This is a genomic window from Mogibacterium timidum ATCC 33093 (genome assembly GCF_000525775.1).
Taxonomy (GTDB): Bacteria; Bacillota; Clostridia; order Peptostreptococcales; family Anaerovoracaceae; genus Mogibacterium; species Mogibacterium timidum.
In genome coordinates this window covers 57,401-73,591 of the sequence record NZ_JALU01000005.1, presented here as the reverse complement: position 1 = coordinate 73,591, position 16,191 = coordinate 57,401, and the positions used below count along the sequence as shown (strand labels likewise).

Genomic DNA, 16,191 nt, shown 5'->3' with positions numbered 1-16,191 from the left:
TAAGCTCCAAAAAAAACGGTATCATCTTGTGGAAATATCCGCTTAGAAAATACCACCAAATAGCTCCTGCCATCCTGCGGTGTAAAATCTGCGAATGAGTTCAAGCTGGACCTTAGCCTCCGAATATGTCATCTCATGAACGATAAGCTCACGAAACGCATTAAACATGCCTGTAGCCATAATATGCTCGAATCTGTAATCGATATTCAGAAACTCCTGTGCCGCCTCCTTCATGTCATTATGAAGATCGACCTTAAAATTTTCAGTAGATTCAACCTCAATCTCAACCAATCTGTCTACAAAATCCGAAAATCTTGTTCCTTCTGATTTCATGAACATGATTCTTACTTCTCTTAGATGCTCATATGCGTAATTCAACATCCAATGCATGCAGTCACGCGATACATCGGCCATGTCCGCCTTCTGTTCATCAAACTCTTTAATCGCAAATGATTCCTGAACATCCGTGTAGTGCTGCATCATAGCATCGTAATGCACACCAACAATACCTTCAAACAGCTCCGCCTTACTGGAATAATACCCATAGAAGGCTCCTGTAGTCACCCCTGCATTCTTCACAATCTGACGCAAAGAAGCGCCCTGATATCCCTTCTGTTCGAATTCATAAAGTGCAGCTTCTATAATCCTGCGTTTGGTCTGAACTTCGTCTGTAGTGTAAGGCTGCGTATTCATATTACTCCTGTAGTTAAACTGCGACATCATGTAACACTGTTATATAACGTTGTTATATTATCATTGAATGACTATAATGTCAAGAAAAAATTCGTTCTGATATTAAAAAACAGCAACCCGCTATTTCCGATTGCTGTTTATGTCTATTGAATTCCTATACCGAGAGAGTGTAGTTTTCTGCTGCTGTTTGTTCTGTAACAACTTGTCAAGGACTTTCTAATCATTTTTATCGCCTTTTTGATGTTTTTCCCTCTCCATTTCTCTAAGCATTATGCGTTTTAATTTGTCTTGCATGGTTTCCGTTGCATTTTAGTCGCTTTTTCAATTTAATCAAATATCAAAAATGGATATGTTTTATTATAGAATAACAATTAACGTTTTATCTTTGGTAAATTCCAGTAATGCCTCTTGAATTTTTTCTTCGTTTTCAATATCTGCACTTGCAGTTGCTTCATCTAATATGATAATTGAAGCATTTTTTAGAATTGCTCTGGCAATAGCTATTCTTTATTTTTCTCCGCCGGATAACCTATCACCTGCTATGGTGTCATATCCGTCAGGCAAAGCGACAATAAAATCATGGCAACCGGCTCTTTTGGCAGCTTCTATAACTTCATCATTAGTCGCAGCTTTTTTACCTACTCTAATATTTCCCAAAATACTGTCATCAAATAAAAATGTATTTTGATCTACATAGGATATAATAGTATTCAGGTAATTCATTGAAAGATCTTTTACCCCTATACCACCTATTTTTATGTCCCCCTTCTCAAAATCCCAAAATCCGGCTAAAAGTTTCATTAGAGTTGATTTCCCTGAACCTGAAGTACCAATAATTGCAGTCATGTTTTTTTCTTTAATTTTCAAATTCACATTATCAACATCATTTTTTTGTCCCGTCATAAGAAAATTGTAAATTCTCAAATGAAATCTCGTATGTCATTTTTTCTTTTAAATTAGAATTCTCATTTCTCTTTAGTTCCGGATAATCTAATATTCCTTTTATTTCCTTTGCAACAGTTCCCATCTGCGCCAATTGGTCAACATAACTGGATGCCTTAACAACTGGTTTGAATATTCCAAGAGAAATCATCATAAACAAAAATAAACTCTGCTCAGTAAGACTACCATTATTGAAAAATATCAACCCCACAACAATTGTTGGAAATATAGATATCGGTGCTATGCTATATGAAAGAGACGCATAAAACTGCGAGCTTTTCATCCAGTTTAATGCACACTCTGCATTGCGGATGACTGCATTTTTATATTTAGCATAGAAACTATCTTCCATATTGAAAGTTTTAATTACCTCGATACCCTTTATATACTCTATGACCGCTTGATTCATGTTCTTTTGTGCCTGTACTTGTCCCTCATATTTTTTCTTATAGCCAATCATCATAAGCATTCCGATTGATAAACCAAACACAATCCATAGAAATATAATGACAGTAAGCTTAATATTAATTACAAGCATCCAAATAATCATAGCAATAGGTATCAGCAAATTTGCAGTCATTTCAGGAAGTAGATGTGCTAATGTTTTTTTCTATATCTTCCACTCTGTCTACCAATATAGTTTTCAATGTTCCACTAGGATTTCTATCAAAATATCCCATCGGCAGTCTGATAAATTTATCACAAATTGCATATCTTAAGTCACTTAATGTTAAATATGCTGCCTTATGAGATATAAATGTTGAAATGTTTGAAAATAGCATTCCTGATATTTTGCAGATTATGGTTAATATCAAGGCATATACAGTGTTATTACCATAAAATCCTTTGAAGATATATCCCGCTAAAATTCCAGCAAAAGCATAGGATAACAGTTCGCATAGAACAGAAAGCATGCTTAGAAGCACAGATAAAATGTATCTTTTTTTGTATGGACTGATAAACGAATCCATTTCTTTAAAAAAGTTTGGTTCTCTCGCTTTTTTCATGACTTCACCCTATACATCAGCTTCTTTTTCTAAAATATGTTTCATCACGACCTTACTTCCTATATAAGACCCTATGATTGCAGAAACTATGACTAAAACAAGTAAAATCAGCGTTCCCCAAGAAGTAATCATTTTGCCTGCCGCTGTAATATTCGAAGCTAACTCCTTTTCTTTCATATCTCCTATGGTTTTATTCAGCGCTATGGTATATGGATAAATTACACTTCCGACAGAAGCCAATGTCTGTTGAATAACATAGCTAATTCCAATAATTTTTAGATTTCCATAGCCTCTTTTATATAGTAAAAATTCTGCTATCAATCCTGAAATTACAAACATTAAAATATATGGTGGATAAAATGCTATAATTCCTTGAATAAGAGAATATATAAGAAATGCTCCTCTTTTTCTCACTTTCACTCCAATAACAAAGAAAACCACACCTTGTAATAATGAGTACAGCACTGGTGTTAAAAGTATGGTAATTGGTGTTGCATACATAAATGTACCTAAAGAAAATATCAAAATGTTACACAAGGATAGCAATGTAACCATAATTATATCTTTCGCTTTCAATTTATTTTTGTTCATTATTAGGTCCTCCTATTTTTATAAAATATTTATCATCAAAATTACTATCATCCCCATCATCAATATGTAATCGCATAGATGAAACTGCAAAGTAACATAAGATGATTTTTTGTGATTTAAAGCAATTCCTCTTGTTTCTGCTGAAGCTGATAATGTTTCACCTATTCTTATCACTCGAAAAATCAATGAAACAATCAGTGCTTCAAGATACTCCATCTTTTCTTTGATTATATTTTTGTGGCTACAGCGTCCTCTATTTCTAAGCACCTGTCTAAGCAAATTAAAATCATTCCTTAACACTGGAAAGAATCGAAAAGAAACCGCAAGAATCAATAATAACTTCTCAGGCATTCTTATTTTTCTAAGTCCCGCAAGCATATTTGTTGCTCCTCTACCTCCAAGAATGATAGGAAATAGTAGAAATATTAAAATAAATCTAGGAAACAAATTTGCTGTAAACATTGTAATTTCATTGGGATATATTATTTCAAGACCGTAAATCAATCCTATAATGATGGAAGTAATTCCAAACGCTTTATATCTTCTATTTGCAAGAGAAAAAACAAGCGCCAATAAATTGCATTCAAAAATCAATATCTTATTGTCAATTCCCACTGAAACCATACAAAGAACCCAAAACAAAATATTTGTTCTCGGATCTAAAATAATTTTCTCTCTTTCTGATGGGACTTTATGTTCTAAATCTTTTTCGAATATGCTTTTAATATTTTCAATATCTTTATTCTCTTTTACTTCACAAATTCTTTGTATCACTCCATTATCAAGTTCCAAGCATTTATTGGCAACTGCCGAGATAAACTCTAAGTCATGGCTGATAGTTATCACGATTTTTTTCTTTTTCATATCATTTATCAGTCCCACTACAATATCTAAGCTTTTTTTGTCCATTCCAGATGTTGGTTCATCTAAAATAACCACGCTTTTATCCGAAAGATATGCCATCATTAAGGTTAATTTTTGCATCTGCCCGCCTGAAAGAGAAAATGGATGTCTATCTCTATATTTCCACATATCAAATCGCTTAAGTAAAGCTTCTATTTCATCATATTTGTTTCGATTTACACCATACTTGAGTTCAGATAATACAGAATTTGTAAAAAATTGAAATTCAGCTTCTTGCATAATAAAAAGACTGTTTTGTGACAACTGCCTATGACTCAATTCTTTATCCTTTAGAAAAACTCTCCCCTTTTGTGTTTTCAACAATCCACATATACATTTTCCCAAGGTGGTTTTACCTGAACCATTTTTTCCAATCAAACAAGTAACTTCTCCCAAACAAGCTGTAAACGACAAATCTTTTAAAATATGTTGTTTTTTATATCCAAAAGATACCTCCTTTACTTCCAATCTATCACTACAAAACTCAAAACACTTGTTTGGAACTTCAAGTTGATTAAGCTCCAGAACTCGTAAACATAAATCATCCAATTTATCCCCAGAAAATGCCCTAAAAGCGTCTCCATCGTACTTTTCGTATAAGCTTCTATTTTTAATTAGCCAATATTCATCCACAAGCTCCCTCAGATAGTAAAGCCTATGTTCACTTATTATTAGAGTTTTTCCCTCTTCTTTAAGAAGCAATAAGATATTTTTTAGTTTTTCTATGGCTAAATAATCTAAGTTTGCAGTCGGTTCATCAAGTAAAATAATTTCTGTATTCATTGCCCATGCAGCCATAACGGCTATGAGCTGCCGTTCTCCACTTGAAAGCTTGAAGACTTCTCTGTTCTCCAGATATTCTAACCCAAACTTAGAAAAAGCTTCTTTTGTTCTTTTTTTTATCTCTTCATGCGTTAATCCTTTATTTTCGAGTCCGAAGGAAATTTCCGTATCACTCTCCATTGTAAAAAATTGACTTCTTGGGTCTTGAAAAACAGACGAAATAATCTCCCCTACTTCTCCAACATTTTTATTACATATATTCTCAGAATTTACTAATATATGTCCATTAAATATACCGTCGTAAAATTCAGGAATCAGATGATTTAAACATCTAAGAAAAGTCGATTTTCCACAACCACTTTCACCACAAAGAGCTACACACTGCCCTTTCGATATACTGCCTACCACATTATTCAATACTTTTTCCTTATTTTCATCATAAGAAAAGTCGATTTTAAAATCTAAAATAGTTTTGTACACTTCACTCGTCCTATCTGTAAATCAAATTCTTATTTTATAAAATCTTTAAAAATCTTTTCCCAACCTGCTCCAATAAACTCCCCCAACATTTTTATATACTCAACTGTTTCGTCTTTGCTGTATCCTTTTTCGATTATCAAAGCATATACATTAAACTGCTCATTCATTAGTAATTCCACTAAATCCAATTTTAACTTACTAATATCCGAGTCAATATATTTTTCTATGAATATTTGTGTTTCGTGTATCTTATTTTTCATCATTTCATCAAACATGGATTCGACTGAGCTTCCCTTGCTGCAACATAACAGAAGTTTACACTCATAATAATATTCAAATAAAATATCTATATATCTTGCAGTTTCTTTTTCTATACTACTTAAAAGATTATCAAAATCTTTATCTATACAATATTTCATGTATGCTTCTTTGTTATCTTTTCTTTCACTATCCAAAACTTGTAAAAGTTCTTCAATTAAGCTATATAAAAGCTCATCTTTCCCTTTATATCTTGTATATATAGCTCCGGTTGTAACTCCTGCTCTTTTTGCAATAGAATTGATTGAAGTAGATTGAAATCCATTTTTTAAAAATTCAATTTTAGCAGCTTCAATTATCGGCTTATCTAATTCATGATTTTTATTAGCCATGTTCATTTCTCCGCTCTTATAAAATTTCAATTTTTAATAACTCAATCAATAATTAAGTTATTAATAACGTTATTATTAATAACTTAACTATTGATTATACGCCAGTTAGTGTTGCCTAACAATAGATAAAGATATATTTTTTGAAATTTTACTGTCGGATATTTCTTTTTCCGTATACCCTGCAAGCTGCGCGCCACCGTCAAATAGATATACCTTATTATCTTTTACCGATGCATATTCAGCAATCTCACTCAGTGCTGTTACAAAATCCGTGACATCATTCAAACTTTGACCATCCACCTTTATGGTGTCACCGAATATTTCATTCATTTCTGACAGCATAATATCCACAGGAACAGCATATTCCATTCTGTTAACATTCCTGCTAAGTTTTACCTTAAAGGCGTTATCAATATATTCTTTGAACTTTCCAAATGAACCATATCTGCTCTTTATTTCAGATTCCAGATTTTCATCAATAGACACAGTCATGTTCTTGAGGTATCTCTGAACATCTTGTATTTCTTGAGATATGCGCTCGGTTTCATAGGTATTCTTGACAATTTCACGTGTTATTTCATTCAGCAGTCTTTCCTTTGTAGCATTGTCACCTGTTTTTGCCGCTTTATAAAGATTATGATAATCAATACGCAGCTCTTCTGCTTTTACATCTGATCCGACCTCGCTAATTAGTTCTTTCAGATAATTTATAACTGCAGACCTCTTAGGCATCGTTCCTTTTGTCTTGGTCTGATTGAGGATTAGAGCGTCAATCTTTTTGTTCAGCTCCTTAATGGTGCTTATATCCGCTTGCTGATTGTTTGGGATATCAAAGATATTGTTTTTTCTCTGATATTTTTTAGTTTCCCCGTTGACATTAGAGTTTTTCAATGATACATTAACTGTACTTGAATCAGCCCCTGTTGATTTCAGGCCGTTAGCGTTTGCTTTTACGGTTGCAACGGGGGCTGATTTATTTTGTTTAATTTGCGTGAATTTTACATTGTATACATATTTTCCTGTGCTGCGCTCTTGTACGTTTATTAAAACGTCAAACAGATTGTTATCTATCCATACTTCTTTATTGTAATATTCCCACTCTTTAACTGCACCTTTATGCTTATTGTCTTTATCTTTTGATTTGCTATCATAAGCTGCATTTGATAGCAAATTCATCGTATCACCATCGGCAAAAATGTTAATTTTATTTTTAAATACTTTCTTTCTATTCGTTTGGTTGTCACCATAGATATTCTTTTTTAAGAAAACCTTGTCTAGTTTAGCCTCTGCGGTTTCGCTTCCATTATCAAATATAATCGTTTTCTTTCCTAACAATTCTTTAATATTATTAACGGCAAGATTGCGCTTTTCTTTGTTAGTTAGGTTCTTGGTTGTTTCGGATATTTCATATATATCTCTGCCTTGAGAATCTTGCCCCTTGAACATGAATTTAATTCCGTCTCCATTATCTACAGCCTCTTCAAACTCATCTACTTCCGAATTCATCAAAGCATCAGTCCACATTTCTTGCGCCTTTTCAAGTATTCCCAGTTCTTCAAGCCACTTGCCGCGAAGTTCTCCTTTTAGTGCGTTCATCGCACTCTTGCCCAGAGTGTTCAGTTTATCTACTGTAGACTTAATAGCCTTGAGGATGGTTTCTCCAAGGCTCCTGTTTTTTTCTACAAGCGTTTTGACTGCAGCTTCCGCGTCCTTATCTCCCTTCCAGAACACATCGGTAGCATCGGCGAGGAGTTCATCCTCTGCCTCTTCACGTGAAATATCCCCTTTTCCACATACGCAAAAAGACCGGAACAACTAAGCTACGGTCTGATTTTTTTGTTCACTTGTAAACCCAACGGAAGCAATCACTCAATTTATTCTTTTTGAAAGCTTTACCCAATTTTGTTCCGGTTGTTTATTATAATGATAGGTTAGGCTACAGCCCTTGAAACTAAGTCACTTATGTGAAGCTATACTCTATTCCCACTCAACTATCACATCATCAAGCCTTCGTTTAGGTACATAGTGCACGCCGTTTTCATCGCGATAATAGTCAGTTGATTCACCTTCTTCAATCTCGACTATCCTGATATCTTCGATTGATTTGCCTAGTGCTATCACAAGCAGCGGTCTGAGGTTTCCGGCAAGTCTAAGTGACGTAGCCATTTCTTTTGGCGAAAAGTATCCTAATATACAAGCTCCGAGCCCCATCTCCGCAGCAGCCAAAGTTATGGATTGGGCAACAATTCCCGCATCCTTATGATATCCTGTTCCGCTCTTGCTGATGTTCTCATCTTGGCAGATAACTATATATGCCATCGGTTCGGTACCCGAGATGGGGAGATGAAGCTCTGACAATTTTGCGGCAAATGATATCTGTCCAATGATTTTATCTCTTCCTTCCGGGGTATTTATAGTTACATATTTAAGTGGCTGCATATTAACACTTGATGCGGATAATCTCGCACAATCAACCATCTCACGGAGTTCTTCATCAGTCACTTCCCGAGAAATATCGTAACCTCTGACACTTCTGTTCTTCTTAATCAAATCTTTAATCATCATTTCCGCCCTCTTCATACGCATAGTTTCATTTGATTCTTAATCATCGCTCATAATGCACAGGTTACGTGCTAACTACATTTCTAATTGTCGCACTGCCTGTCGGCAGTGCATGAGACACACAGGATGGGTTACGCGCTAACTGCATTTCTCATTGCCGTAACCCTGTTCAGGGACTCATCGGACTTATCGTAGTTACGCGCTAACCACATTCCTAATTGCCTTGATCAGCTTACCCGCATCTTTTAACGTTGGAACACGCAGTCTTACACAATTCCTTCCAAGCGGCTCAAATTCGCTTCCGCTACAGGTCAATACATTCTCATTCATAAGCATTCGTTGCAAATCGATGTCGTCATCTACATGCCTGAGCAGGCAGATCGGAACTCTGTCATCCGTCTCTGCCATGATTATTTTACTTCCGCAGGCATCGCGAAGCGCTCCCTTGATGATCGAAAAGTCTGTACCGTGCTCAACCGGCTGAACGTCATAGTTGAGGATTGCTGCTGTTATCGCGCGACTCATCTCGTTCATCATGTAAGGATTGCTGACCTTCTTGATATATTTGACAAGCTCTTTATTGGTTATTATGTAACCGGCTCTGGCTCCTGCCAACCCGAAGCCTTTAGAAAAGGTTCTCACACTAATCATGTGGCTGTATTTCGGACCAAGCATAACTGCAGATTCCTCCCTCGGGATAAAATCCGCATAGGCTTCGTCAATTATGGCGTACACCTTCATCTCCTCGCATTTGCTGATTATACGCTCAAGCTCCGCATTCGACAGAAATTGACCCGTTGGATTATTTGGATTATCAATGTACACGAAAGAAGTATTGTCGTTTATAGTTCCAACCAGCCTGTTTACATCTTCTTTAAAATTATTTTCGGCACTTGTCACTACTCCGTGTACCTTCATACCCATGATTCTGGAATACTCAACCATGTCTGTAAATGTAGGCATGAACATAACTGCTTCAGCTCCCGGTTTTGCAAAAACGTTTACAAGGAGGTTGAGAGCAGTAACACTTCCATCCGTCATAACTACATTTTCAGGCTCAATAAAGGCATAATCCTGCCAATAATTGACCACAGCCTCTTGAGCTTCATCGCTGTGCGGATACTGATACAGCCTGTTTACATCAAAATTTCGCACAATGTCTATCACGACATCCGGAAATCCGTACGGATTTATCCCCAGACTGCAGTCAAGCGTATGCTCGTCAGCTACCGGTGTATTGTCGGCATAGCTCCTGATCTCAGGAATAAGCTCATCCCTGATTCTTGTCTTATCAATACTCATGAGTGCACCTCGGACTTTCATTTAGATAAGTTTACCTTTTAGATGATTATATACTGTACCGGCAAATATCAAAAGGGGACTGACAGCAGCAATTATGCCTGCTTTACAGCTTAAAAATGCTTAAAAAGGAAACCGCCGCATCCGGTTGCAACGATTCCCCATAATTACTATTAATTACTGTATTCAAGAGCAAATCGGTTATTTTCTTTATATTCGCCGTAATTTCAAATTTTTGCCGAATCCTTATTTGCCGTTCTGCTTATCTATTTTTGCTTGAAGCTTTTCTCCTGCTCTGACCTCAGCCTTAGTCCACGGAATCATCTTGCATACAACCACATATCTGGCTTCGTCGAAGTCGTATGCACAGGTGCTTAGCGTAACGATCCTATCCTTAGTAGAGATATTAACGCCCTCTACGCTGATTTTTGAATTTGTCCTGGCATAGTTTATGAAAGCCTGTTTTTCTGCTTCACTGTTAAATGAATTCTTATAGGCATCGCTGGTTGCCGGGGTGATATAAGAAGCGAATACCTGCAGATGATATTTGGCATCAGGTGTAATAAGCTCAAAGGTCTTGTGACTGTCATAATAATCGTTTTCCTTCGTATACCCCCTCAACGACTTGAACATACTGCCGTCATGCATATGGTGCCCATACACAATCGTATTGAAATCCGAGAAATCGGCAGAATTACGGTAATCCATGAAGATTGAACCGGACACACTATATTTCTTCTTAATATCTGTATGCAGATAGATATCGTTATTGTTGCCACGCATAATCGGATAATTGATAATCGTATCCTTCTGGTAAATCCAACCTACAACATCCGGATTCTGCTTCCGGAGAGCTGCAAAATCAACAATTCCCGTGAATTGATTAGGGTCGACCTTGGCTTCTTTTGCGACCTCCTTGAAGCCGCTTCTTGAATGGTAGTAATTATAAAGCGCTGTACCTACCTTATAACCGCTAATCAAAATTACGCAAACAAGACAAAATATTATGACTCTAAATGCCCAGTCAACTGCACGGTTCTTCTTTTTCTTCTTAACCTTGCTCTTAGCCTTTTTCGCTTTTTTGCCCCTATTAAGAGACTCTGAGGTATCGACTTCTGCAACTCCTTTGGGCTCAACAGCAACCTCTTCAGACACTATCTGATTAGGCTTGACGTCATTGTATTTGTCACTTCTCATAACAGCTCTCCTTCTGTTCTCTCCCAATTATTCTATATTATGCTATATTATGCTATGGTTCACATCTCCAAGGCTAGATTATATCACTGCCAAATAGCTAACTCAATGTTGCAGTCTCTCATAACGCACTGTTAATAATAGCATAAAGCTTAATTCGGTCTGTATAATTTCTGTGACGAAACAAATCCGCAGACAGCATTGCTTCAACTGTCTGCGGATTTGTTTGTTATATGTGGAATTATTACTCTATCGCCTCTTTCTCCGTAAATTATCTGCTTTTTTATAAAAACCCATCATCGGAGAAGCAGAAATGTCGGAGATGGCGGGAACGATTGCAGCAACAGACTTGATTCGCGGCTCTTTCACACCGGCAACCGACATATATGAGCCGGAACCGCAGATACCAAGCCCGCCGATACGGGGATGATCATTTCAGATCCAGTCCCCGAACCCATTCCCTGACCGAGCCTTTATTGGGTTTTTCCGAGAAGCGTTTTCCTTCAAGCCAGTCACCTGTCCCTGCCATTTTTTCAAGATTTGTTCCGCTGCTTCCAATTCCTGAGCTTGCGGATGTGCAAAATAGAACGACCTTTTTCCCGGTGAAATTGTTGCTCTTGATGAAATTGTTCACGATCCACGGTGCTTCACCCCACCGGATTGGATAACCGAACAGAACCACGTCATAATCGCTCCAATTCGGAACCTCTGTTGAGGCAAGCTTTACATACTGAAGAGATACGTTGTCGTGCTCTCTATTAACGCGGCTGTTCCGGTCTCTCCAGTTCAAGTCACTATCAGAATAAGGCACGGCGGGAATTATCTCAAAAGTATCTGCATCGAGCTCGTCAGCTACGAAATTTGCAACTCTCTTTGTATTTCCCGAACCGGAATAATAAACAACGATGGCTTTCCCTTTAAATTCAGAACCCTTTTTTTAGATGATTCCGAAGTGTTATTATTTGAACTTCCGCATGCCGCTAGGGAAAGCATCATAGCTGCGGCCAGCAGAACAGACCATATCTTTTTCATTATCGATATCCTCCTTCGTATACTGCTTCTGTTTATAGATGCTTCCGATGTCTTTGATTACATATTATTGGTTCTCCAATTGAAAGTCTAATGCTTTTCATCTATGATGGTATACACGACGGGTATATCATCATGTAGGAGCATTTCTTTTATGTTGATCGAAACATATCTTCCGGAGCAATTTGAGGCCGTTGTGCAGTATGCACGTTTCTGCGGGAATAAGCAGTTCGACTGATTTAAGAAGGAGATAAAGCAACTCATATTACAATCTATTACACGCCTATGAGTATCCCTAGAAATGCCCATAGGCGTATTTTCTTAGCACTTCATAAATATCCGCATCTATACAGATACTTCGATTTTCAAGCTCGCCCGGACAGAATGCTTCTCCGTAATTTATGCAGGCGTAAACAGCCTTCTCATTGGCAAGTGTCATCTGCCAGAACGGATACTTCACGATGACAGGCGTATTGGCTCCAACGCCAAGTTCCAGATACAGTACATGCAGACCCTCATGTCTGCGAAGGAAATCGTAATAAGCCGCCGATGCTCTGTGCCATCTTTCGTCCTCAACAAAGGAATCATCCGCGCGAAGATTCATAGTGACCTCTGAACCGTCATCCGGGCATTTCGGGATCAGGTCGGTTGGAATCCGCATGGTGATACTGCTGCTTTCCGGTACCTGGAATATTCTTCTTTCATCTTTGATAAAACCCTGTGCCGCCATTGCTTTCATAACCCATTCTTCGTTATCATAGGTCTTCTGCAGTGATGGATTCACGCTCTGAAACAAACCATAGTCACCCTGTGTATAGAACAACCGTTTTTTATCAAACCCCGCCCTTTGGAACCGGTGATCCACATTAGTGGTGATGACGAAATAATCCTTATCCTTCACGAATTCATACAATTCCTGATATACCTGCTTCGGAGCGTCGATATAGCGATTGTAATAGATATGCCTTGCCCACCATGCCCAACGTGTTTCATCGTCCGGAAAAGGATAAAAGCCGCCGGAGTACATATCACGGATATCATATTTCTTCGCAAAATCAAAAAAGTATTTCTCAAATCGTTCACCACTGTAGGTAAGTCCCGCTGACGTGGACAAGCCTGCTCCGGCTCCAATCACAATTGCATCGGCATTATCCAATTCATATTTCAATCTGCTGACGCATTCCTCTACTGTACCTGTACCATAGGACATATGTCCGCTGAGATACCTCACCGCGCTGATTCCTTTCCGGATACTTTCCTGATAGCCGTTCGGCAGTTCACCGTATAAGCTTTTCATAGTATTTTTTGTCCTCATCCTTAAAAATATTGAAGATCGCCCTTTAACTACTCCACAAGATAGGCGAGTAGCCGTTCCGGCCGCACATCTGTTTCTGTATCATGCTTCTTTCCCGAAAATTTCCTGCATTCCCGTCCGCAGCTCCTCTATTGTATATTTCTTCATTTCGTCCTCCATCGCATTCTGGATCGCGTTCAGCTTTGCGTCCAGCAATGCATGGATATTACCTCCGACAGGGCACTGTGGGCTCGGCTTCTCATGGAACCGGAACAAATCACCGCCCTCCAAAGGCTCTATAGCCTGATATACATCATAGAAGGATATTTCCGACAGTTCTCTTGTTGGCTTGATTCCGCCGGTTCCTCTTGTTACCGTGATGAGTCCTGCATTTTGAAGCTGTGTGAGTATCTTGCGAATAATGACCGGGTTGGTTCCTATGCTACCTGCGAGGAAGTCGCTCGTCACCTTATATTCATCCTTAAACGTATCCACACAGGTGAAGATATGTAAAGCCACGGTAAATCTGCTCGATATCTGCATATGAACCACCTCCGGCTACCATTCTACATTAAGCCCGTTGTAATTTCAACGGTTACATTAAAATTCACCGTTCTGATTCTGCCATATCGCCTTGGCAGCAATGGTCTCCATAACAGCCCAATGCTTGGCAAGCTTGTCGTCAACATTGAAGCGGAAGATGTCGAAAGCTGCCTGCTCGCCGACTCCGGCGAAGCTGTAGACGGTCTGCAGACAAACCTTGTCTCCGGCCTCGAAAGCGCGGATGCTATTGACGGTGGTCTTCACGGGAATAGGAATTACAGAAAAAACAAGCATTAGAAGCAAAAGCCTTCTCTGCGATTTGATAATTAAATTCTCGTGCCTTATGATACTTGAACATAATCCCGGAATGACAGTTGAACATAATCATATTTATTATTCCTATATCACCAAGTTCCCAACCTTTCCGGACAATTATTTTGTATAATATTGATAATATATTTGTACCATAAGGAAATGCATACTCGCGTTGATTTAATTATGTGGTCAATCAAAAGGCAACATTCGGTTTATTTTTTCAATACATAATGGGAGAGAAACATGGGTAAAGAAATATTTAAGCTTCAAAACGGCAGCGACATCCGAGGTATCGCGCTTCCCGGTGTTGAGGGTGAAGAAGTTAATTTGACTCGCTACGATGCGCTGGCAATTGGTGCGTCATTTGCACATTGGCTAGGCTTCAAGACCGGGAAGAATTCGTTTGACCTCAAGATATGCGTCGGCAGAGATCCGCGACTCTCGGGGATCGACCTTGCAGATGCTCTGATGTCCGGCATGGCTTATCTAGGTGTGCAGGTCAGCGATGCAGGGCTTGCATCTACACCGGCGATGTATATGTCGACAATCATGCCGTACTATGAATTTGATGGAGCAATTATGGTCACAGCGAGCCACCTGCCGTTTAACAGGAACGGTTTCAAATTCTTCACCGCTGAAGGTGGTCTCAACAAATCCGACATAAGGGAAGTACTCGAATACGCCGCAAGTGCTCACATACTGCCTTTTGAATACCATGCAGAGAGTGTCAACCTGATGCAGATGTATGCCGCTCACCTGCGCTCGATGATCAGCATGGGAGTCGGAGGAGATCTCAGCAACATGAAGATTGTGGTAGACGCAGGTAACGGTGCGGGCGGATTCTTTGCAAACAGTGTCCTCGCCCCTCTCGGCGCTGACATCAGCGGCAGTCAGTTCCTCGATCCGGACGGAACTTTCCCGAACCATCAGCCGAATCCGGAGAACAAGGATGCCATGACTTCCATATGCAAGCGGGTTCGTGAGACAGGTGCAGACCTCGGAATAATATTTGACACGGACGTGGATAGAAGCGCAGCCGTATCCTCTGATGGCAAGCCTATCAGCCGCAACGGAATCGTCGCTCTAGCTGCCGCAATCGGTGCGGATGATTATCCCGGTGGCACAGTTGTCACAGACAGCATCACATCCAACGAGCTGCACACTTTCCTGGAGGATAAGCTTGGGCTCAAGCATCTTCGTTTTAAGCGCGGATATCGCAATGTCATTAACAAGGCTATGGAGTTGTCCAAGGAAGGCGAACAGGCATTCCTGGCAATTGAGACTTCCGGACATGCTGCATACTCTGACAACTACTATCTGGATGACGGTGCATTTCTGGCAGTTCAGATTATAATTAACGCGGCTAACCTCAAGAAGGAAGGCAAAGGCATCGAAACCATGATCGCAGATCTCGGAGAACCCGCAGAAGCCGTAGAGATTAGATTTGATCTCACAACTGAAGATTACAGTGAAGTCGGTGATAAGATTCTTGAGGATATGAAGATGTGGGTTGAGCAAACAGATGGACTATCGCCGGAGCAGCCTAACTACGAGGGGGTCAGAGTCAACTTCGACCTTGGTGGTCACAGCGGCTGGTTCCTGCTCAGGAAATCGCTTCACGACCCGGTTATGCCGCTCAACGTCGAGTCGAGTAATGAAGGCGGAATACCGCTTGCACTGGATAAAATTAAAGAATTTATGGAGACGCAGTCAGGAGTTATACTTCAGTCCTGCGATAGATGAATTGCAATTGACTAACTTTATAACACGGTAAGGGTACAATGCATAATATAATTCCACTCACGTCCCCCGTTTGATCGTATCAATAATTTATAAACCAGGATGGAGCACATGACTCCGCCCTGGTTTATAACCTGAAAGTGATAACCAAATTAAGCCGTATATG

The 16,191-nt window shown here is 39.1% G+C and carries 17 protein-coding genes and 1 pseudogene; 1 reads left to right on the top strand and 17 read right to left on the bottom strand.

The genetic code is table 11. The features are described 5' to 3' along the window. Positions 1-42: 42 nt before the first annotated feature. From HMPREF0581_RS02150 to HMPREF0581_RS02085, 17 genes and pseudogenes are all read right to left on the bottom strand, one after another. Positions 43-693: a TetR/AcrR family transcriptional regulator gene (locus HMPREF0581_RS02150; protein ID WP_009643960.1), complete on the bottom strand. Its 651-nt coding sequence runs from the start codon at positions 691-693 to the stop codon at positions 43-45. A 216-nt stretch (positions 694-909) separates the two neighbouring features. Next, positions 910-1,002, bottom strand: a pseudogene (locus HMPREF0581_RS09080) (hypothetical protein); the annotation flags it as partial. Positions 1,003-1,200: 198 nt separating this feature from the next. Next, entirely contained in the window at positions 1,201-1,617 is a 417-nt protein-coding gene (locus HMPREF0581_RS08895) for an ATP-binding cassette domain-containing protein (RefSeq protein WP_242835186.1), read from the bottom strand. Beyond that, positions 1,577-2,185, bottom strand: coding sequence for an ABC transporter ATP-binding protein (locus tag HMPREF0581_RS08960; RefSeq protein WP_330371650.1), 609 nt, complete (start codon positions 2,183-2,185; stop codon positions 1,577-1,579). The genes HMPREF0581_RS08895 and HMPREF0581_RS08960 overlap by 41 nt, the downstream gene beginning before the upstream one ends. A 31-nt stretch (positions 2,186-2,216) precedes the next feature. Further along, positions 2,217-2,642, bottom strand: a complete 426-nt coding sequence (locus HMPREF0581_RS08955) for an ABC transporter transmembrane domain-containing protein (protein ID WP_009643934.1) — start codon at positions 2,640-2,642, stop codon at positions 2,217-2,219. 9 nt (positions 2,643-2,651) lie between these two features. Next, positions 2,652-3,233 carry an MptD family putative ECF transporter S component gene (locus HMPREF0581_RS02140; RefSeq protein WP_009643924.1) on the bottom strand — a complete coding sequence of 194 codons (582 nt, stop codon included), beginning with the start codon at positions 3,231-3,233 and terminating at the stop codon, positions 2,652-2,654. Positions 3,234-3,251: 18 nt separating this feature from the next. Beyond that, a complete protein-coding gene (locus tag HMPREF0581_RS02135; protein WP_051426895.1) occupies positions 3,252-5,399 on the bottom strand; it encodes an ATP-binding cassette domain-containing protein in 2,148 nt (715 codons plus the stop codon). 29 nt (positions 5,400-5,428) lie between these two features. Further along, positions 5,429-6,049 carry a TetR/AcrR family transcriptional regulator gene (locus tag HMPREF0581_RS02130; protein ID WP_009643919.1) on the bottom strand — a complete coding sequence of 207 codons (621 nt, stop codon included), beginning with the start codon at positions 6,047-6,049 and terminating at the stop codon, positions 5,429-5,431. A 105-nt stretch (positions 6,050-6,154) separates the two neighbouring features. Continuing rightward, positions 6,155-7,645: a hypothetical protein gene (locus tag HMPREF0581_RS02125; RefSeq protein WP_156918792.1), complete on the bottom strand. Its 1,491-nt coding sequence runs from the start codon at positions 7,643-7,645 to the stop codon at positions 6,155-6,157. Between the two features lie 381 nt (positions 7,646-8,026). Then, positions 8,027-8,614, bottom strand: coding sequence for a nitroreductase family protein (locus HMPREF0581_RS02120; protein ID WP_051426894.1), 588 nt, complete (start codon positions 8,612-8,614; stop codon positions 8,027-8,029). Between the two features lie 192 nt (positions 8,615-8,806). After that, the gene (locus tag HMPREF0581_RS02115; RefSeq protein ID WP_009643950.1) at positions 8,807-9,913 is read right to left on the bottom strand and encodes a pyridoxal phosphate-dependent aminotransferase; all 1,107 of its coding nucleotides are present in this window, start codon (positions 9,911-9,913) and stop codon (positions 8,807-8,809) included. Between the two features lie 243 nt (positions 9,914-10,156). After that, complete coding sequence (gene srtB, locus HMPREF0581_RS02110) at positions 10,157-11,107, bottom strand: class B sortase (RefSeq protein ID WP_051426893.1); 951 nt, start codon at positions 11,105-11,107, stop codon at positions 10,157-10,159. Between the two features lie 427 nt (positions 11,108-11,534). Next, entirely contained in the window at positions 11,535-12,011 is a 477-nt protein-coding gene (locus HMPREF0581_RS08470) for a flavodoxin (RefSeq protein ID WP_242835188.1), read from the bottom strand. Then, positions 11,957-12,136 (bottom strand): hypothetical protein, encoded by a 180-nt coding sequence (locus HMPREF0581_RS08885; RefSeq protein WP_009643945.1) that lies wholly within the window; start codon positions 12,134-12,136, stop codon positions 11,957-11,959. The genes HMPREF0581_RS08470 and HMPREF0581_RS08885 overlap by 55 nt, the downstream gene beginning before the upstream one ends. A gap of 292 nt (positions 12,137-12,428) precedes the next feature. After that, positions 12,429-13,430, bottom strand: a complete 1,002-nt coding sequence (locus tag HMPREF0581_RS02095; RefSeq protein WP_036379959.1) for an SIR2 family NAD-dependent protein deacylase — start codon at positions 13,428-13,430, stop codon at positions 12,429-12,431. Positions 13,431-13,529: 99 nt separating this feature from the next. Next, on the bottom strand, positions 13,530-13,970 hold the full coding sequence (locus HMPREF0581_RS02090) for an Rrf2 family transcriptional regulator (protein ID WP_036379957.1): 441 nt from the start codon (positions 13,968-13,970) through the stop codon (positions 13,530-13,532). 57 nt (positions 13,971-14,027) lie between these two features. After that, positions 14,028-14,264 (bottom strand): hypothetical protein, encoded by a 237-nt coding sequence (locus HMPREF0581_RS02085; RefSeq protein WP_009643935.1) that lies wholly within the window; start codon positions 14,262-14,264, stop codon positions 14,028-14,030. A gap of 264 nt (positions 14,265-14,528) precedes the next feature. On the opposite strand from HMPREF0581_RS02085, the gene HMPREF0581_RS02080 reads away from it, so the two are divergent. Then, positions 14,529-16,028: a phosphohexomutase domain-containing protein gene (locus HMPREF0581_RS02080; RefSeq protein WP_036379955.1), complete on the top strand. Its 1,500-nt coding sequence runs from the start codon at positions 14,529-14,531 to the stop codon at positions 16,026-16,028. Positions 16,029-16,191: the final 163 nt, after the last annotated feature.